This window comes from Flavitalea plasmicola (assembly GCF_030546645.1).
Lineage (GTDB): Bacteria > Bacteroidota > Bacteroidia > Chitinophagales > Chitinophagaceae > Puia.
Genome location: NZ_JAUOTO010000004.1, coordinates 272456 through 289866, shown reverse-complemented (window position 1 = coordinate 289866; position 17411 = coordinate 272456). Strand labels below are relative to the sequence as shown.

Genomic DNA, 17411 nt, shown 5'->3' with positions numbered 1-17411 from the left:
TTATTTAGAATAACGAATAAGCAAAACGTAATACAGAGCTGGATGCCAGATCCATGACCCAAACCAACGCCGTGATCAGCAGGGTAGCCACCAACACGATCACAGTCGATTGCTGCAGCTGAGCCCATGACGGCCAGGTCACTTTCTCCATTAGTTCCTTATAGGACTCACGGAAGTATGTCGTGATTTTGTTCATGATTACTTATGTTGCACGGGCACTAGGATTCGAACCCAGATCAAAGGTTTTGGAGACCTCTATACTAACCGTTGTACTATGCCCGTGTATGCCGTCTAAGAAAGCTAAAAGCTATCCCGAAGGACTTTCGGAACAGCTTTTAGATTCATTACAAAGATATAAAAATTATCTTATTATTTTACGATCTCAGTCACCTGTCCGGCACCAACTGTACGGCCACCTTCGCGGATAGCGAATTTCAGACCTTTCTCCATGGCGATGGGCTGGATCAGCACAACACTCAGAGAAGTGTTATCGCCAGGCATAACCATTTCAGTACCAGCGGGCAGAGTAACTTCACCCGTTACGTCCGTCGTGCGGAAGTAGAACTGAGGACGATACTTGTTGAAGAAAGGAGTATGACGACCACCTTCTTCCTTGCTCAGTACGTATACTTCACCCTTGAACTCAGTGTGAGGAGTGATAGAACCGGGTTTGCAAAGCACCATACCACGACGGATCTGGGTCTTTTCAATACCACGGAGCAGCAGACCTGCATTGTCACCGGCTTCACCCTGATCCAGCAGCTTGCGGAACATTTCAACACCTGTTACAGTAGAAGTAAGAGGGGCATCCTGCAGACCTACGATCTCGATACCTTCACCCACCTTGATACGACCTCTTTCGATACGGCCAGTGGCAACAGTACCACGACCAGTGATGGAAAACACATCTTCAACAGACATCAGGAAGGGCTGATCAACAGGGCGGGGAGGCAGGGGAATGTAGCTGTCAACAGCTGCCATCAGCTCGTCGATAGCGGCTACCCACTTGTCTTCTCCAGCCAGGGCGCCTGTAGCAGAACCCTTGATGATCGGAGTGTTGTCGCCGTCGAATCCATAGGAAGACAGCAGCTCGCGGATTTCCATTTCCACCAGTTCCAGCAGCTCGGGGTCATCCACCAGGTCAACTTTATTCATGAATACCACAATACGGGGAACACCTACCTGGCGAGCCAGAAGAATGTGCTCCTTCGTCTGAGGCATAGGGCCGTCAGTAGCAGCAACCACCAGGATCGCTCCGTCCATCTGGGCAGCGCCGGTGATCATATTTTTCACATAGTCAGCGTGACCCGGGCAATCCACGTGAGCATAGTGACGGTTAGCCGTCTGGTACTCAACGTGAGCTGTGTTGATGGTAATACCCCTCTCCTTCTCTTCAGGAGCGGCATCGATCTCATCATACTTTTTTGCTTCTGCCAAACCCCTTCCGGCAAGGATGGAGGTGATAGCAGCAGTCAAAGTTGTTTTACCGTGGTCAACGTGACCGATAGTACCAACGTTAACGTGGGGTTTGTCCCTCTTGAAGGTCTCTTTTGACATTGTTATCTGTTTTAATAGTTGTGTTTTAAAATATTGTCCGGCTCCCCTATCCGGGCCAGTCTCCGGTGTCTTTACAAAACTTCTTACGCTTACTCAAGATGTTCGCAATTGGATCTTTTTGAATTTAATCCAATTGCGTCACAAAATCTTATTTCTGTCCTTCGGACAACGAACCTTCGGTTCGTCCGGACTTCAGAGCCGTTGATGAGAATTGAACTCACGACCTCTTCCTTACCAAGGAAGTGCTCTACCCCTGAGCTACAACGGCTTGTTGGTCGATCCATTGGTGAGTCAATCCGGATCTAACTCCATTTCTGAGCGGAAGACGAGGTTCGAACCCGCGACCTACAGCTTGGAAGGCTGTCGCTCTACCAACTGAGCTACTTCCGCATTGCGACAAATCTAAAGAACTTAACGTGGGCAAGGATGGATTCGAACCACCGAACTCCGAAGAGGACAGATTTACAGTCTGTTGCCGTTGGCCACTTGGCTACTTGCCCGGCATTTGTTTTTGAGGCGGATATCCCGCCTCCCGAAGAGCCAAAGAAGGGAGTCGAACCCCCGACCTACTGATTACAAATCAGTTGCTCTACCAACTGAGCTACTTTGGCTTGTCAAAAAACTTCCCCGGCTTCTGGCCGAAGGCCCGTTGTTCTCTCTCCTATCGCACTGATCTACTGCTTTTTTTGGGAAGGCAAAGGTACGTGAATTTGTTAAATTCAAAAATTTTCAATCCTTTTTTTTACTATCTAAATCTCAGTTCCTTGAATTAACGGATTTCCACCCCCTTTCAATCCCCCGGTTTCTCCCAAAAAGAGACGCATCCTCCCCTCCGTCTAACCTTGCGGGACATAATACAAGAAGACCTCCAGGAGAGGTCTCCCTGATCACAGCACCGATCAGGACTTAATACAAAAAGACCTCAGGAGAGGTCTCCCTGACCGGTAGCACCGATCAGGACATAATGCAAAAGGACCTCCTGGGGAGGTCCTTCCTGGAATCAGCGTCAGCTCATTCCGGGACTATGCAAGCTGCTTTTCTTTTTTCTTCTTTACCTGATTGACCAATGATTCGAAGGCGCTGTCAAAAGACTCTTCGAAAGATTTTGAGGAGCATTTTACGAAAAAGTGGTGGCGGGGAACATGGACCCTGATCTCTGCGATCTTGTCCTTGATCGTGTGGACTACATTGTCCAGCTTCAAAAACACATCTACTTTAATGATCCTGTCATGGAAGGTGCTTAATTTTGTCATTTTTTTTGTTACGTAATCTACTAGTTTTCCATCTGCATCGAAGTGCACTGTCTGAATTCTAACGTTCATAACAATCCCATTTTAATCAGTGAACAATAAATAAAAGAACTCTCCTGCTGAGGAAGTGCGGTACATGATGCCTTCGGCATCGTTGTGCGTGATACTGGTGAGGATAAGGCGGTACATTGAAGTTACTCTTTCAGGCCTGCTTTTCCAAATTAAAAACGTTAAATACTAACCTCATAAGACAATTTAAGCCCTGTATAATCTTATGCCTTGGGATGGGCCCTCAGATAAACTTCTTTTAACTTTTCAATCGTATTATGCGTGTACACCTGCGTGGCCGCCAGGCTGGCATGCCCCAATAGCTCCTTGACGGAATTCAGATCCGCCCCGCTATTGACAAGATGCGTGGCAAAAGAATGCCGTAGCACGTGCGGGCTCTTCTGCTCGATGGTCGTCACCTGCCCCAGGTACTTTCGAACGACCCGGTACGCATATTTAGGATATAGCTTCACCCCCTTCTTACTGACAAACAAATATTCCCTATCCATCTCCCTCCCTTGTAGCTTGTCGCTTGCAGCTTGTAGCTCCCCCTCCCTCCCTTGTAGCTTGTCGCTTGCAGCTTGTAGCTCCCCCTCCCCCGCTCGCAGCTCACCGCTCGAAGCTCGTAGCTCCTCCTTCCCCGCTTGTAGCTTGTGGCTTGCAGCTTGCAGCTCCTCCCTCCCCCCCTTCTTCTGACAATAACCGGCGATCTCCCCCATCAGCCAGGCGCCAATGGGTATGATCCGCTCCTTATTCCCCTTTCCCAACACTTTGATGCACCGGTTCCCCCGGTCCACCTGCCGCTCCTTCAGCTGGATCAGCTCGCTCAAACGGATGCCGGTGTGATAAAAAACCGCCAATATCAACCTGTCCGTCCACCCTTCCCAGTCGTCCGGGAAAACCAGCTGACCGAATAGCAGGGCAATGTCCTGCTGCTCCACATAAACAGGCAGCCGCTTGCCCGCCTTGGGACTGGTGATAGCCGCCATGGGAGACTGCTCCACAACGCCACAACGGATCTGGTACTTAAAAAAGGATTTAAGCGTGGATATCTTCCGGTTAATGCTCCGGCTGCTGATGCCGCCATCCTTCATGGACGCCAGCCAGCTCCGGATAAATGAAGGCGTAATAGCCGCCAGGGATACCTCCCCATACTGTAAAGCCATAAAGTCGAAGAATTGCACCAGGTCGTCCTGGTAAGCGCGGATAGTATGAGCAGAACTCCGCTTCTCGAAAGTCAGATACCCTATGAAAGATTCGACTGCCAGTTCCAAAGGAAACATTGTTATTACCACCTAAATTACTAAAATTGCAGATTCAAACCTTCGGAATCCCTGTTTAAGACAATTCCCGCTATTGAAATGGACATGGCTAAATAAAGGTCAGCCGCTTTCGGACCACCTCCGGGACAGGCGACAGAATAATTTTAATCTCATCAGGCTGGCCGCCGCTTTACTGGTCGTCATGGCCCATTGCTATGGCAATGATGACCCCATATTCAAATTGTCTTCCGGATATCTCAGGGCAGGCACGCTCGGCATCCGGATCTTCTTTTTCCTCAGCGGTCTGTTGGTCTCCCGAAGCCTTGATCAAAGCCCTTCCCGCTTGAATTTTGTATGGAAACGCGTCCTGAGGCTTTACCCTGCCGCAATCGTGGCAGTGGTCCTGTGTGCCTGCGTAATGGGCCCCCTGGTGACAAGCCTGGATCTGTATACCTATTTCCGGCATCCCCTGTTCTACCAGTATCTGCGCACCTGCCTGCTGGTAAGAGTATACTACGAGCTCCCCGGCGTATTCGGGCAGTCCCCGCTGGGCCCGGCTATCAACCCCTCCCTATGGACCCTTAGCCTGGAGCTCAAGCTTTACGCAGGCCTGATGCTGGCGGGATATATAAAGAACAGAAAAATACAAACAGCGCTCATTGTCTCGCTTATCGTTTTGCTCGCGTCAGCCAGTTGGTACCTGTACTCGGTGCAATCACCTGGAATGATCGATTTCAGAAAACATTTCAGGCTCCCCTATTGCGACCTGTCAGTGTTCTTTCTCCTGGGCATGCTGTGCAATCGCTTCAGCAAACATATTATGATCTCGGACCGCTGGCTCCTGCTCGTCCTCCCGGCCTGCTACCTCCTGATAGCCGTTCCGTTCTTCTGCAGGATCGGATCGCTGATCCTCCTTCCCCCCGTATTGCTTTACCTGGCGACCAGCCGCCTTCCGTGGATCACAAAGCTCACCCCCCGGCCAGATCTTTCCTATGGGATGTACATTTTCGCGTTCCCAATGGAACAATTGATAATCAATAATTTACATTTGAAGTCGCCGACAACTGTCTTTTTTCTGGATATATTGTTTTCACTACCCTTTGCCCTGGGGTCCTGGTATTGGGTGGAGTCAAAGGCTTTACAATGGAAGAACAAGGTGGGACAAAAACACGTATAGGCCGTCATTAGACGGCCTATACCAGTAATTTATAAAGAGGAATCTCCTAAATTTCGAACTTTCCGGTGGCTACCTGCTGCTTGTAAACAGCCTTCAATACCTCTCCCCTCCTTCTGACCGAAGGCTTGGTATAGGATTGACGCTCCCGCAATTGTATCAGGATCTTAGCCTTCTCAAATTTCTTTTTGTACTTTTTGAGGGCCTTGTCAATGTTTTCGCAATCTTTACTATCGATGATCAGCATAATTTTTATACCTCCTTTAAGTAATTGAACCTGGGGCCTTTCACCTACCCCATTTCTTACGGATTGCAAATATACAATAAAATCCGAAAAATTGAAATATCAGGGGGAATTTCGCGAAATTGCGTTCCATGTTCACTGGAATAATCGAATCTCTCGGCAAGATCCGCACCGCTGGATCCAATGGCACCAATAAGGTTTTTTGGATAGAATCCCCCATCTCCGGGGAACTAAAAGTTGACCAGAGCGTGTCGCACAATGGCGTATGCCTCACAGTAGAAGAAATTGCAGACAACGCGCATCGCGTCACCGCGATCCGGGAAACCCTGGATAAGACCAACCTGGCTTCCTGGCAGGCAGGAGACCTGGTAAACCTGGAGAGATGCCTGGCCATGAATGGGCGCCTGGATGGCCATATCGTTCAGGGACACGTGGATACCACCGCCGTCTGCCTGGAAAAAAAAGACCTCAATGGCAGCTGGCAGTACAGGTTTGAATTCCCCAAAGCATTCAGCCACCTGGTCATTGAAAAGGGCTCCATTTCGATCAATGGCACCAGCCTCACCATCTTCAACGTTAAGAAAAGAAAATTCGATGTGGCGATCATCCCTTACACCTATGAACATACCAATATCCAATCCGTTGTTCCCGGCACGGAGGTAAACATTGAATTCGATATGATCGGAAAGTATGTCTCCCGGCTCGTACAACGTAATTTGCCTGAATGATCCATATGAATGCCGCCCCATCTGTAGCACTGGTGATCTTAAACTGGAACACGTCTCATTACCTCAAAAGGTTCCTGCCGTCATTGCTGAACGCTACTTATGCCAACAAACATATATACGTCATAGACAACGATTCGAAAGACGACTCCCTGCAAATGCTGCGGCAGGAATTTCCTTCCGTTCACGTGCTGCCCATGAAGGACAACCTGGGATATGCCAGCGGCTACAATTTCGGCCTCGGGCAAATAGATACGGACTACTACTTTCTCGTCAACTCGGACATACAGGTCACACCCGGCTTTATCGAACCCCTCATCGCATTGCTGGAAAACAACCCGCACATTGGTATTTGCCAGCCAAAGCTCCTGTCCCTCGACAACAGGTCGATGTTTGAATATGCAGGCGCCTGCGGCGGCTGGATAGACAGGCTGGGCTTCCCGTTCGCAAGAGGCAGGGTGCTGACCACCATCGAAGAGGACCACGGACAATATGATGCCACTGAGGAGATCTTCTGGGCCACAGGCGCCTGTATGTGCTTCAGCGCGGCACTGTTCCGCAAAGTGGGCGGATTCTATGATTATTATTACATGCACCAGGAAGATATTGACCTTTGCTGGCGCGTCCGCAACATCGGCTATTCCATTTATGCATGCCCGCAGTCCGTCGTATACCACATAGGCGGAGGCTCCCTTTCATGGGAGAACTATCTCAAGACATTTCTCACTTTCCGGAACAATTATATCCTGCTCTCCAGGAACCTCCCCTTTCTCCACGCAGCTGCCCTGGTCAGCATTCGCCTGGTAACAGACTTTTTTGGATACTTTTATTTCCTGTTTCACAACGACCCCGGCATCAGCAAGGCCATGGCAAAAGCCGCCTTCTCCTATTTTAAATGGCTGATATTTTACAGGGATAAAAAAAACCAGCAGCCAAAAGGATGGAAAAAGAAAAGTTGCATCTACAAAGGCACGATCCTCTTCCCTTATTTTCTGAAAAATAAAAGAAAATTTGCTGAACTTGTGGGACAAACAAACATCCTTCATGCTCCCGGCGCTTCTCAAAAAATATAACGAGCTTCGAAAAGAGAAATTCTTTCGATCCCCGCTCTTCGGCTCGCAAAAAAAATATGCCTTCATTGGCGTTGGGACCCATAGCTTATCGAACTTCTACCCGCTTCTAAGGCATTTTAATATTTCCCTGAAATACATTTGTACCAAATCCTCGGATTGGAGCAGCAGGATGTCCCCCCTTTTTCCAGGCTGCACTTTCACCCATCGGATCGAAGATATCCTTAACGACCAGGATGTCAGCGGGGTATTCGTCTGCGCATCGCCGGCAGCGCACTATGGGTTGCTCGCCAGCTTGTTGAAGGCGGGAAAGAACGTCTTCATTGACAAGCCTCCTTGTTCAGACCTTTCCCAGCTGCAGGAGCTCATCCGGCTGAATACGGACGTCATATGTAAAGTGGGCCTGCAGCGCAGACACTGGCCCGGCAACAGGTATGCACAGGGAAAAAGCCGCGGGGCGGCAGGATATATCTATCAGTTTCATACAGGCCCCTACCCCCAGGGCGATCCTTTTACAGAATTGTTCATCCACCCCCTGGATTATTGCCGCTTCCTCTTCGGTGACTATACGATCAGTTCGTTTTCCAATCAAAAGGACCAGACAGGCATTACGATCCAAATGCATGTGACGCACGCCGGCGGCACATCAGGCCTGTTACAGCTTTCCACGCATTATTCCTGGAATCCCGCCTTCGAAAGCATATCCGTCAATACAAAAAAGGGCGCCCTCCTCATACAATACCCGGGCAACGTCACGGAAAAGCCTTTGCCCCGCCGGCTGCTGAACATTCCTTCAGAAAGATTGCTCCGTCAACCCGCCATTACAAAGGAGTATTACTCGGCCGGCCCCACTATGACGCCAGCCATGGACCTGAATACACTCGTGACACAGGGATTTTATGATGAGGTCAGCACCTTTGTCTCTCTGGTGGAGGGAAATGGTCACGCGGCCAGCCAGCCGAAGAACGATCTGCCCTCCCTGGTAAATGTCTACCAGACGATGGAGACGCTCAGGGCAGGATGACTTCCCTCACCCTACCACATCCTTGTAGGAAAGCGTCTCGTCCTCATCCCACTTGTAATAGCCCAGCATTTTCGACGCGGCCCATCTACCGAAATATTTTTCAAAGGTCCGGTAAAGAATGATATCATACTTGCGGTGATAGCTCACCCAGCACTGGTTACAGTTGGCCGAATAATGGTGCTGCGTTTTATTGCTTGCCGGAGAATTGAACGCCTCATCCAGGCTTATCTCATAAATATTCCCCAGCCGGTTGCTGAGATGCTGGCATAAAGGAACATCCCCGTCGGGCAGCACGATCAGGCTATCCAGGATGCTGTTGCACCCCAGCCGGATCTTCTTCGTAGACCATTGCTCGTAAAGCCTGATATAGTCATAGTTCTCGCTGTACTCCCTGATCTCCTCCGGAATAAGGCTTGCGTAATCACCCCTCCCCACTGTCGCTTTCCCTCCTGCCACCTCTTCCGCGGCCTCACCGGAACGCTTGCGGTCCTGCATCTCCTTCGCTTTGGTATAGGTCAGCACCTCGCTGTTCTTCAATTGCCCGAACGCCAGCTGCCCCGCGTCCTCGATCGTATCGAAGAAAGGGATGTTATTGTATATGCCCACCCTGAGGAAAACCTTGTGCTCCCTGCAAATGGCAGCTACATGCTTCAGGTCCCCGAAATCATTGTAAGGCGACAGCGTGAACATGACGAACACAGGTACGATGTCCTTCACCTCTCTTATGACCTGCAGCACCTTTTCGTACCCATCCTTGCCCCGCATATGCAGGTAGGTATCCTGGTCGCCATCCAGTGAAATATACAGCCGGTGAGGCTTGTATTTCTTCACGGCCTCTATCAGTTTCTCAGGTCTCAGGCAATTCGAAAAAAGATCATAATTCCTGTGATGCCTGGAAAACCATTCCAGTATGCGGTCCGCCTCGGGATGCAGCAGGAACTCCCCTCCTTCCAGCCCCACCATCGTGGAAGCATGCACGCACTTGCTGCGCATGAGCTTTACTATCACATCAAATGGAAGATATTTGACAGGCCGTTTTGCCCATATCAGGCAATGCTTGCAGCCCGAATCACACAGGTCCGTAGCATAGATCATCAGGGATGAAAGCCTTTTCCGCCCGGGGAACAGCCGGTTATGGATCAAATTGTACCCTCTTCCCGCATAATCCGATAATTGGAACATAATGTGTTTTTACTGGCATGGGGCCAGTACCACTTACTTCAAAATTAAGCTTTTCAATTGTGATTTATCCCAGTAGCAGACCACCGTGCTGTCGCCGGAAAATACCTTTTTAGCGCCATTTCGCAGGTTCTCAACGATATAATGCCCTCCGCTGTCTGATCTGATCAGGGTGCAGGGATAAATAAACGATCCTTCCGCTTTTTCCGTTACGGGGATATTGCCCTTCACAGGTAAATAATCCAGCCTCAGCAGGTAATTGTTCACATACACCTTGCCGGTGTCGGCCTTATTCACCATCAGGTAGTTGGCAAAATTATTTCTAAACACGGGCACCCCTTCCATTTCATCCGGCATATTGATCAGGATGACATTCCTGCCTCCTGCCCCCTTTATCACTTCCGTCACCGACGACGATGCCTTTGATGCCGTTACCCACAATTGGTTGTTACGCTCCAGAAAAAAAATGCTCCCGGCGATCATGACGCCCGTCAAGAGCAATCGCCGCCGCTGCTCCCTTACAAATACAAACAACAAGGCGCTTACCATGATGCATAGAAAACAGGATGGAAAATATAATAGCCTGTCGCCTTCGGACGTCCTGGTGCTGACGCCAAATGACACCAGGGGGACCATCGACAGCGCCAATACGCCGCCTGTCCGTACATACTGGTGCAGGAATGGCTCGTCCGTTCTCCGCCGCCGCCAGAGCAAAATATGGACGGCTGCCACCGCGATGCAGACGATCAAAAAGGCAATGATCGAGATCCCGGTCGCTTCTATGGGAGGCAGAAAGCATCTCCCCGCCGACTTGATCAATCGTACAACGCCCGCATGCCACCCCCCGGTAACAATAGCCTCGCTTTTATGCCGGGACAACAGCGTGCCAACACTAAAATACCTGATGAGCAGATACAATACGACCACTCCCACCCAGCCATAGACGGTTCTTAAGAAGGCACGCCTTTCTCCCCGTTTCTGCCAGGTCAGCAGGAAGATCATCAGCGGCAGCATGACGATCGATTCATAAGCCAGCAGCCCGGTCAGCATGGCCAGACCAGGCAGGATCCAATTCCAGGGAGGGCGGCTCCTGTAACTGTAGTGGATAGCCACCAAAGCGCACAGCGCCGCTATGGAAGAAAGTCGCCCGGAAAGCCAGACAATGCTCTCATTATGGAAAGGGTAGAACAGGAAGAGCCAGCCGGCTGTCCACGCGAGTGCTTCGCGACGCTCGTCTGAAAAAAAACGCATATCCAATGCCACCTTGAATACCATATAGCTCGTCGCCACATGCAAGGCCAGGTTGAATAGATAGTAGCCGCGGGGATGCAGGCCGGAGAAAAGATAATTAAACCAGAAGGTTACATCGATCAATGGCCGGAAAAAACCCTTATGCAGGATCTCTTTTCTGACTGATACCCGGTACAATGCTGCATAATCATCCGTTAAGAACACATTTCCCAACACCGGCAGATATAGCAACAATCCAGCCAGCGAGAAGAACAATAGGACCTGCCAGTTCTTGGAAAGTGGCCTTGATAGTTTATCCAGCATAGTTTTATCCTATCTCATGAGATACATTTTACCGTAGCCATTATTGAAGAATTTATCTGTGTTGTCTCCGGCCGCCTTGTATTTATCCAGCGATTTTCCGTTCAGGTTCGTCACCACATGGTAAAGATATACTCCATTGGCCAATCTTTGACCATACGCATCGGTGCCATTCCATTTAAATTCAGTAATGTTCCGTCCTACATGCAGCGGGCCCAGCTCATCCTTGGTGATCTCCCTTACGATCTTTCCCGTAATGGTCAATATCTGGATCTTGATATTCTGGGGTACATCACTGCCGGTGATAGTGAAGACAAAAGCCGTCGAAGTAGTGAAAGGATTAGGATAATTCAACATATTCGAGATCATCGGCTTGGTGATGATCTTAAAGCTGACCCTGTAGGGCGCGGTCCCGGCCGTGTTGCCCAGCTCATCCTTCCCGGTAACGATCAGCTCATAATCATCCCCGCTGGCATTGTACTGCGTGAGGAACTGTGGCATAAAGTCCACGGTAGCCTCATTGTTCGAAGAGCTGGACGCCGGAGTGAACTTCACGGTATCCGAATTGAAATGATAAGTTCGTATCGAACCATCCGGGAACTTCAGCTGCACCTTGATCAGGGATGTGTCCGTCAGCAAATTATATTGGGACGGGCTCTTGAGCTTCACCTGTATATGAGGCTTTGCCGATACGATGTCATCATTGAGAATGTGTACATTGTCAAATGTAACATCCAGAAAAGGATTTCTGTTATCCCCCACTACGTAGAAATCCTTGTAAAGGAAGTTATTGAAAAGGTACTGCTCAGGCTGGTCATTATCCGGGTTAAAGTTTATATACAACCTGTTGGCGCCCGGGTATGCCTTCGTGTCGATGGTATAGCTCAGTGTCAGCGTATCGCCGCTGATAAGCGGTTTCCTCCTGGGAAGCTGGATCGGATGCGACACATTGCTCTTGTCCAGGATAAACATCTTGATGCGCATACTGTCGAATGCATACGGACTGACATTCTTAAAGGCGATGGAAAAAATTAGGGGCTGGCCCAGCTGAACGGTATCCGTCGACTTAAGGAAAACATTTGGCGCAAGCGCTCCCTCGGGCACTGGGGTATAGTTCAGCCGCCAGTAGTCCAATTGGTAAGGCTTCGCCTTGATGCTGTCTGATGTATTTAGCTTCAGCTGGATATAGGGATACAATTTCGCTTCGACGATGGTAGAGATATCCAGGTCCTGCGTTCCGCGGGGCACATTGTATAACACGACGTGATTGCCCAGCGTATCGATACCCGTTACCTCTATGCCAACCGTATCCGTCACCGGGTTGGTTAGATCGTGACCCCGCCAATGCAGATAGCTCCATTTTTTGGCTGGTCCGAACACGGGGGAAACTACGTTTCCTGAGTGCTGCACGCCCGGGATATCCACGGATAGGGTGATCTTTTCGGTGCTATCGGAAAACTTATACCGGGGAGTCAGCGTATTATCGTTCTTTTTGTAAACCATTAGCCATTCCCTGATCTTATTGATCGAGTCTATTTCTAAAAACCCCGCATTCAACAAGGAATGGTACAATGATTTATCATGCCCGAACAAAGCCGTATCCGATCTCCATGTGCTGGAATAGGAATTATAGGGGGCGTATTTATCATAGTCAAAGCTGCGGATGGCTACTACAAAACCGTCAGGTATGCTATCCATGAACCGCATGATCAGGTTCCTGCTGGTAGGAGTCATATAGGAGAACTCGAAATTCCAGTTCCTTCTGTTGCCTGAGCCGCAATTGGCAGCCGCACTGCCACTGAGGTAAAGGTTATTGCCGTTATTGTCCACATTCTTCCACGGCTGCATGGTTACAGGATCGAATACATTGAAAGCAAGGGAGTGCCCCAGACAGGCGCTCATGATATACGGGTTTTCGTTCACGGCCACAGACCACTCCTGGTCGGCGGTAGCTCCCGAATAACCATACATGGCATTTCTCAGGTATAAATTATTGGTGGTAGCGTTGAATTTCCATTGCCGGCTCGCGTCCAGCTGCATGCTGTCGATCGTAGACCCCAGATGCTGGAAATAATGAGATTGATTGAATCCGGGACTGCTCTTTGCCGGGTTAATATAGGTGAAAGAAGCGATGCTCCATTTATACTGGTCGGTCGGATTCGCCGGCACAGGCGCCACCCTCCAGTAATATACCACACTGTCCATATACACGATCCCGGGATCGAAGTCCAGTACACCGCCGATGGAACTATTGGATTTCGATACTTTCAGGGCGGAATTAAACAGCTGGGTAGTATCGATCTCCATTACATACTGCGTCAGGGGCGCCAGGGGATTGGCCGTAGACGCGGTCAGCTTGGATCTCGGGTCATTGATAATAGCGTAGTTGTAAGGATACACCGGCGTTATCCCTTCCTGGTAAATAAAGACCTCCGCGGTATAGGAATTATTGCTATACGTCACCTCCGGAATGGAATTATCCGGGTTGACGGTGATGATTATTTTGTTCAGGCCTTTGTCCTTCGATCCGCTGATGGGGATCGTAAGCTGGATGGAATCGGAATAGATAAGGCCTTTTATCTTCTTGTTCATCAGCACGGTCGTGGTCCCATCGGGAAATTGACGCTGCACCTTTATGCCCACGGAGTCCGACACCGACTTGCCCAGGTTATAGAATCGGGCGTTCAGGTTAAAAGTAGTATTGCTGATGGAAATAAAACTGGGGTTGACCACCACCTGGGAAGCTTCAATGTCATAATCGGGCATGCTGGCCTGGTTCAGTCTGAGATAAGGATCCCCGTGCGTCGTCATCTCTTCGGAATGGAGGAGGGCGAAGTAATCGCCGGGAGCGGTGGACACCAACTGCTGCAATGCATCCTTCTGGATGATCCCCAGGGGCTTGCCGTAATCCTGCTGATCTATTAATTGGTATAACCCATACAACAGGAGGTTCAGGTAATTAACGATACCAAAGTGCGTACTGGCGACGAAGGCGATGGAACCCTTGTCCTTCGTAAGGAGATATAGCTCCGACAAGGTCATCGATCCGTTAAGACGCTGGTTATTGTATACAAAGAAATCCCCCGCGTCACAACCATTGATAAAGAACACCGGGTATTTTCCATTATTGTCATAATCCTTGGGATCGTCCAGGTTATAGCCAAGTACAGTGTTCGAGGAATGGCCGAAATAGTTCAGCATGCTGAAACCGCCGCTGAAAAGGTTCGCGATAAGCCCTGCTGATTGCTGGTTGCCTGTCCCGCTGTTCCCTTCGCACAACGTATATACCTTGGCGCCAAAAAGGCTGTCGGAAATGAGCCCTTTATATACGGACATATAATTACACAGGATCGTCCCCAGGAAAGGTTCGCTCACCCCGGTAAGCTGCAGCACATTCTTCATCCACAGCCGCCCGTCGATCGTGTTGGGTGCCGTAGCCTGCACCTGCTCATACTGTTTGAGCTTATTCAGATAAACTTCTATTTCGGCGCCATTTACGACGGACAGCCTCCCGATCGGCGTTTCGGGTACGCCATCCAGTACATTGTTTGCGCTTAGCTTATTATCCGAGGCCGGGTTACCGAAAGTGGGGATGATATTCAGCTTGTCGGCCAGGGGATCCTTCAGCGTCTCGCTGTAAGTATTGTAGTCATTATAGGTCATGCCATGCCCCATCAGCAGCACAAACTCCGGTTTGACGCTAAAGGTAGCCCGGGCATACCGCAGAAAATTATGTACGGACAGGGGGTGCTTCTTGATGCCGAAAGCAAACTGGTCCACCAGTTCGTCAATGTCATAAATATGCACGTTAAAGCTGCCCCCGGCAGGAGAGCTCCGGTAGTTCTTATAGTCCACGACCGGGTTATTCCCGCTGGAACCGGTGTACAGCAATGGGCTGCTGATGATCATGTAATTACCCTGGTTGCTGGTGCTGGCATAGTTCGTAAAGGTCCTGGCGGTTAGGGACGTCACCGTCTTCACCGTGGCCGGATCTTCATTCACAAGCACCAGCCTCCGTGTATAGGCCGACCCGCTCAGCAGGAACGATAAGGTGCTGCCAGGCCCGACAATCGCCGTATAACGCTGGCCTTCCGTAAGGTCATATAATACAGGTGTATTGCCACCCGACATAGCAAGGTTCGTTATCTTCAGGAAATAACCCGCGCCCTTTGCCGGCAGCTCGAAAAAGAAATTGGGCTGCCCCCCGAAATTGAATTGACGGGGATAGTTCAGCTCATAAAAAGAAGCCACCGTCCTATCCTCCGAATTGGAGCAGTTGTTGATAAATTGTACGCTGATGGAATTGCTGCTGAGCTGACTGATCGATACAGGCTTCGTGGTTATCATGTCATAGAAGCTGTCCATGGTCGTATCTACCATCGTCGTGCCGTTAAGCGTCACCCGCACAGATCGGCTATTGTCCGCACAACCCGTCATCCCAAAGCTCAGCGTCGCATCCGGCCCCCCGGTATACGCATAAAGGTTGCTTTGGCCATCCGTCAATGGCGTTGCAGGCTTGATAAAGCTCGACGCCCAGAATTCGCCGATGTCATACGAGGAAGAATAGATATATTGCTGTACCACCTGCGCAAAGCCGGGGTTGATCCCCCCTTGCTTGAAATAGGTGCCCGCCTTATGAAAAAAATAAGGCTCCGCCGTGAGCAGGGTGCCCGTAGTATCGTTCGTGGCATTGGTAAAATGAAAAGGAGCGCCCGAGGTCTTCACCGTCAGAAAATAGACAGCCGTATCCGTTTCCAGGCTCCATTTCTGCGTATGTTGGTAGGTAGGGCTCCTGTACAGCACCTGGTCCGGCGCACCGTCATTCATCCTCCCCCAGAATTCGATATAATCATTGGTGCCCAATGGACCGCTGGCCACGGAAGTATAGACAGGCACTTCCTGTCCGTTGCGGAATAGCTGGAATTGTTCCGCCGGCACATTTTGCAGGTTCACGCTTGCCAGCACGGACTGGGGGATCCGGTAAAGGCCGTTGGAAGCTATCTTGAACTTATAATAGGTCTTACTGAAATCGATCCATTCATTGTTGTACGATTGGGCGGAGAGACCTACCGTCACCATTAAGAGAAAAACAGTAAAAAATGTTTTCATACGTTTGGGATTTCGGTTCATTTTTTCTTTTCCTTTCTCTTCAAATCTATCCTGAGTGAAAATACATGCGTATACAGTGGATAAGATTGGTTGGCCAGATTGGTGAATGCATAATCGATCTGCACATCCCCTACCTTGAACCCGGCCCCTACACTGGGCTGGTAGATCCACAGCTTCTTCTGATTGGTCGTATCCTTGTCGTCCAGCGCCTTTTGAAAATTATTGATGCCGCCACGGACAAAAAATACATCCTTAAAGGACAGCTCCAGGCCCAGCTTCGGATCGATGCTCACAGGGTTGGTGCTGATCACGGTATTACGGCGTCCGTCAAAGGTGATGTCCAGGTCGGCTTCAGCCAGCAGGTTCAATTTCTTTCCCAACCTGAAATTATAGCTGCCCCCCACGATCAGCTGCGGAGCCGTGAGCTCCGTCGACTTGGTGGGGATCTCGTTTTGCGTCATATAGAACACCTGCCGCATCGCCGTATCTATATTGTACGACCAGGCATTGAAAGTAGTGGTGATATCCTTGGCGACGATCCCCGCTTTCCAGCGATTGCCGATGATCTGCACCGACGCATCAAATCCAAAACCCCAGGCAGAGGCAAAGCTGCCCGCTACCCGGTGGATCACCTTGGCATTCGCCCCGAAGTTGATATGCTTCCCATTGCCCAGATCCTCCCGCTGCGCAAGAGAAAAGAGAAAAGCATAGTCAGCCGAAGAGAACGTAGTGATATTGTCGAAATTCACCGTTCCGTCCGGCTGTACCAGAAATATCGTATTGGGAATATCGTCCACGGCAAATCGCAATGCCGTTATGCCCAGCGTTCTCTTGTTGTCCTTCAGCGGCAGCACCAGGTTGGCAAAATCGTATTTGCCGATGCCTGCATAATATTCCGAATGCATCAGGTTCAGTTGCGGATGATCCCGGATATCCGCGAGAGCAGCCGGGTTCCAATAGCCGGCCGTGCCGTCAGAGACGCTGGCCGCCTGGGCGCCAGCCATGGCCATGCCACGGGCCCCGGCGCCGATATTGAGGAATTCATTTGAATACTTCGTGAATTGAGCAGATGCGGAAAAACACAAAAACGATCCGACAAGTAGTAAAGGGCAAATTTTGGTCATCTGACTCATATATGTCTTTAGGGTTCCCCTATACAGCCACCCCTCCAGTCTTTTCAGCATAAGCCTATGGTTATGGTTTTTTATACGGATGCTT

General features: G+C 50.0%; 13 protein-coding genes and 5 tRNA genes. 4 read left to right on the top strand and 14 right to left on the bottom strand.

All coding sequences use genetic code 11. The annotated features are described in order from the left end of the window. Positions 1–4 precede the first annotated feature (4 nt). The 9 genes from secE to Q4E93_RS15395 form a co-directional block, all read right to left on the bottom strand. Positions 5–196, bottom strand: coding sequence for a preprotein translocase subunit SecE (gene secE / locus Q4E93_RS15435; protein WP_303586648.1), 192 nt, complete (start codon positions 194–196; stop codon positions 5–7). 14 nt (positions 197–210) lie between these two features. Further along, positions 211–282: transfer RNA gene (locus Q4E93_RS15430), tRNA-Trp, on the bottom strand. Positions 283–369: 87 nt separating this feature from the next. Further along, on the bottom strand, positions 370–1557 hold the full coding sequence (gene tuf / locus Q4E93_RS15425) for an elongation factor Tu (RefSeq protein ID WP_303586646.1): 1188 nt from the start codon (positions 1555–1557) through the stop codon (positions 370–372). Between the two features lie 196 nt (positions 1558–1753). Next, positions 1754–1825: transfer RNA gene (locus Q4E93_RS15420), tRNA-Thr, on the bottom strand. A gap of 49 nt (positions 1826–1874) precedes the next feature. After that, positions 1875–1947 (bottom strand) — tRNA-Gly (locus tag Q4E93_RS15415). A 27-nt stretch (positions 1948–1974) separates the two neighbouring features. Further along, positions 1975–2057, bottom strand: a tRNA-Tyr gene (locus Q4E93_RS15410). Positions 2058–2095: 38 nt separating this feature from the next. Beyond that, a tRNA-Thr gene (locus Q4E93_RS15405) sits at positions 2096–2168 on the bottom strand. 411 nt (positions 2169–2579) lie between these two features. Next, entirely contained in the window at positions 2580–2879 is a 300-nt protein-coding gene (locus tag Q4E93_RS15400; RefSeq protein ID WP_303586645.1) for an HPF/RaiA family ribosome-associated protein, read from the bottom strand. A gap of 200 nt (positions 2880–3079) precedes the next feature. Continuing rightward, positions 3080–4138 (bottom strand): tyrosine-type recombinase/integrase, encoded by a 1059-nt coding sequence (locus Q4E93_RS15395; RefSeq protein WP_303586644.1) that lies wholly within the window; start codon positions 4136–4138, stop codon positions 3080–3082. Positions 4139–4211: 73 nt separating this feature from the next. On the opposite strand from Q4E93_RS15395, the gene Q4E93_RS15390 reads away from it, so the two are divergent. After that, positions 4212–5294, top strand: a complete 1083-nt coding sequence (locus Q4E93_RS15390) for an acyltransferase family protein (RefSeq protein WP_303586642.1) — start codon at positions 4212–4214, stop codon at positions 5292–5294. 46 nt (positions 5295–5340) lie between these two features. Here Q4E93_RS15390 and rpsU read toward each other — a convergent pair whose 3' ends face one another. Beyond that, entirely contained in the window at positions 5341–5538 is a 198-nt protein-coding gene (gene rpsU, locus Q4E93_RS15385) for a 30S ribosomal protein S21 (RefSeq protein ID WP_303586641.1), read from the bottom strand. 128 nt (positions 5539–5666) lie between these two features. Here rpsU and Q4E93_RS15380 point away from each other — a divergent pair, with 128 nt between their 5' ends. Genes Q4E93_RS15380 through Q4E93_RS15370 form a run of 3 tightly spaced genes read left to right on the top strand, consistent with a single transcriptional unit; the run spans position 5667 to position 8354 of the window. Continuing rightward, positions 5667–6263 carry a riboflavin synthase gene (locus tag Q4E93_RS15380; RefSeq protein WP_303586640.1) on the top strand — a complete coding sequence of 199 codons (597 nt, stop codon included), beginning with the start codon at positions 5667–5669 and terminating at the stop codon, positions 6261–6263. Further along, on the top strand, positions 6260–7333 hold the full coding sequence (locus Q4E93_RS15375) for a glycosyltransferase family 2 protein (RefSeq protein WP_303586638.1): 1074 nt from the start codon (positions 6260–6262) through the stop codon (positions 7331–7333). The genes Q4E93_RS15380 and Q4E93_RS15375 overlap by 4 nt, the downstream gene beginning before the upstream one ends. Then, positions 7305–8354 (top strand): Gfo/Idh/MocA family protein, encoded by a 1050-nt coding sequence (locus tag Q4E93_RS15370; RefSeq protein WP_303586636.1) that lies wholly within the window; start codon positions 7305–7307, stop codon positions 8352–8354. The genes Q4E93_RS15375 and Q4E93_RS15370 overlap by 29 nt, the downstream gene beginning before the upstream one ends. A 6-nt stretch (positions 8355–8360) precedes the next feature. Here Q4E93_RS15370 and Q4E93_RS15365 read toward each other — a convergent pair whose 3' ends face one another. From Q4E93_RS15365 to Q4E93_RS15350, 4 genes are read right to left on the bottom strand one after another with little or no spacing between them, the layout of a single operon-like run. Continuing rightward, positions 8361–9536: a radical SAM protein gene (locus Q4E93_RS15365; protein ID WP_303586634.1), complete on the bottom strand. Its 1176-nt coding sequence runs from the start codon at positions 9534–9536 to the stop codon at positions 8361–8363. 33 nt (positions 9537–9569) lie between these two features. Beyond that, positions 9570–11087 (bottom strand): ArnT family glycosyltransferase, encoded by a 1518-nt coding sequence (locus Q4E93_RS15360; RefSeq protein ID WP_303586632.1) that lies wholly within the window; start codon positions 11085–11087, stop codon positions 9570–9572. Positions 11088–11096: 9 nt separating this feature from the next. Further along, positions 11097–16193 (bottom strand): putative type IX secretion system sortase PorU2, encoded by a 5097-nt coding sequence (gene porU2, locus Q4E93_RS15355; protein ID WP_303586630.1) that lies wholly within the window; start codon positions 16191–16193, stop codon positions 11097–11099. A 17-nt stretch (positions 16194–16210) separates the two neighbouring features. After that, positions 16211–17317, bottom strand: a complete 1107-nt coding sequence (locus Q4E93_RS15350) for a putative type IX sorting system protein PorV2 (RefSeq protein WP_303586628.1) — start codon at positions 17315–17317, stop codon at positions 16211–16213. Positions 17318–17411: the final 94 nt, after the last annotated feature.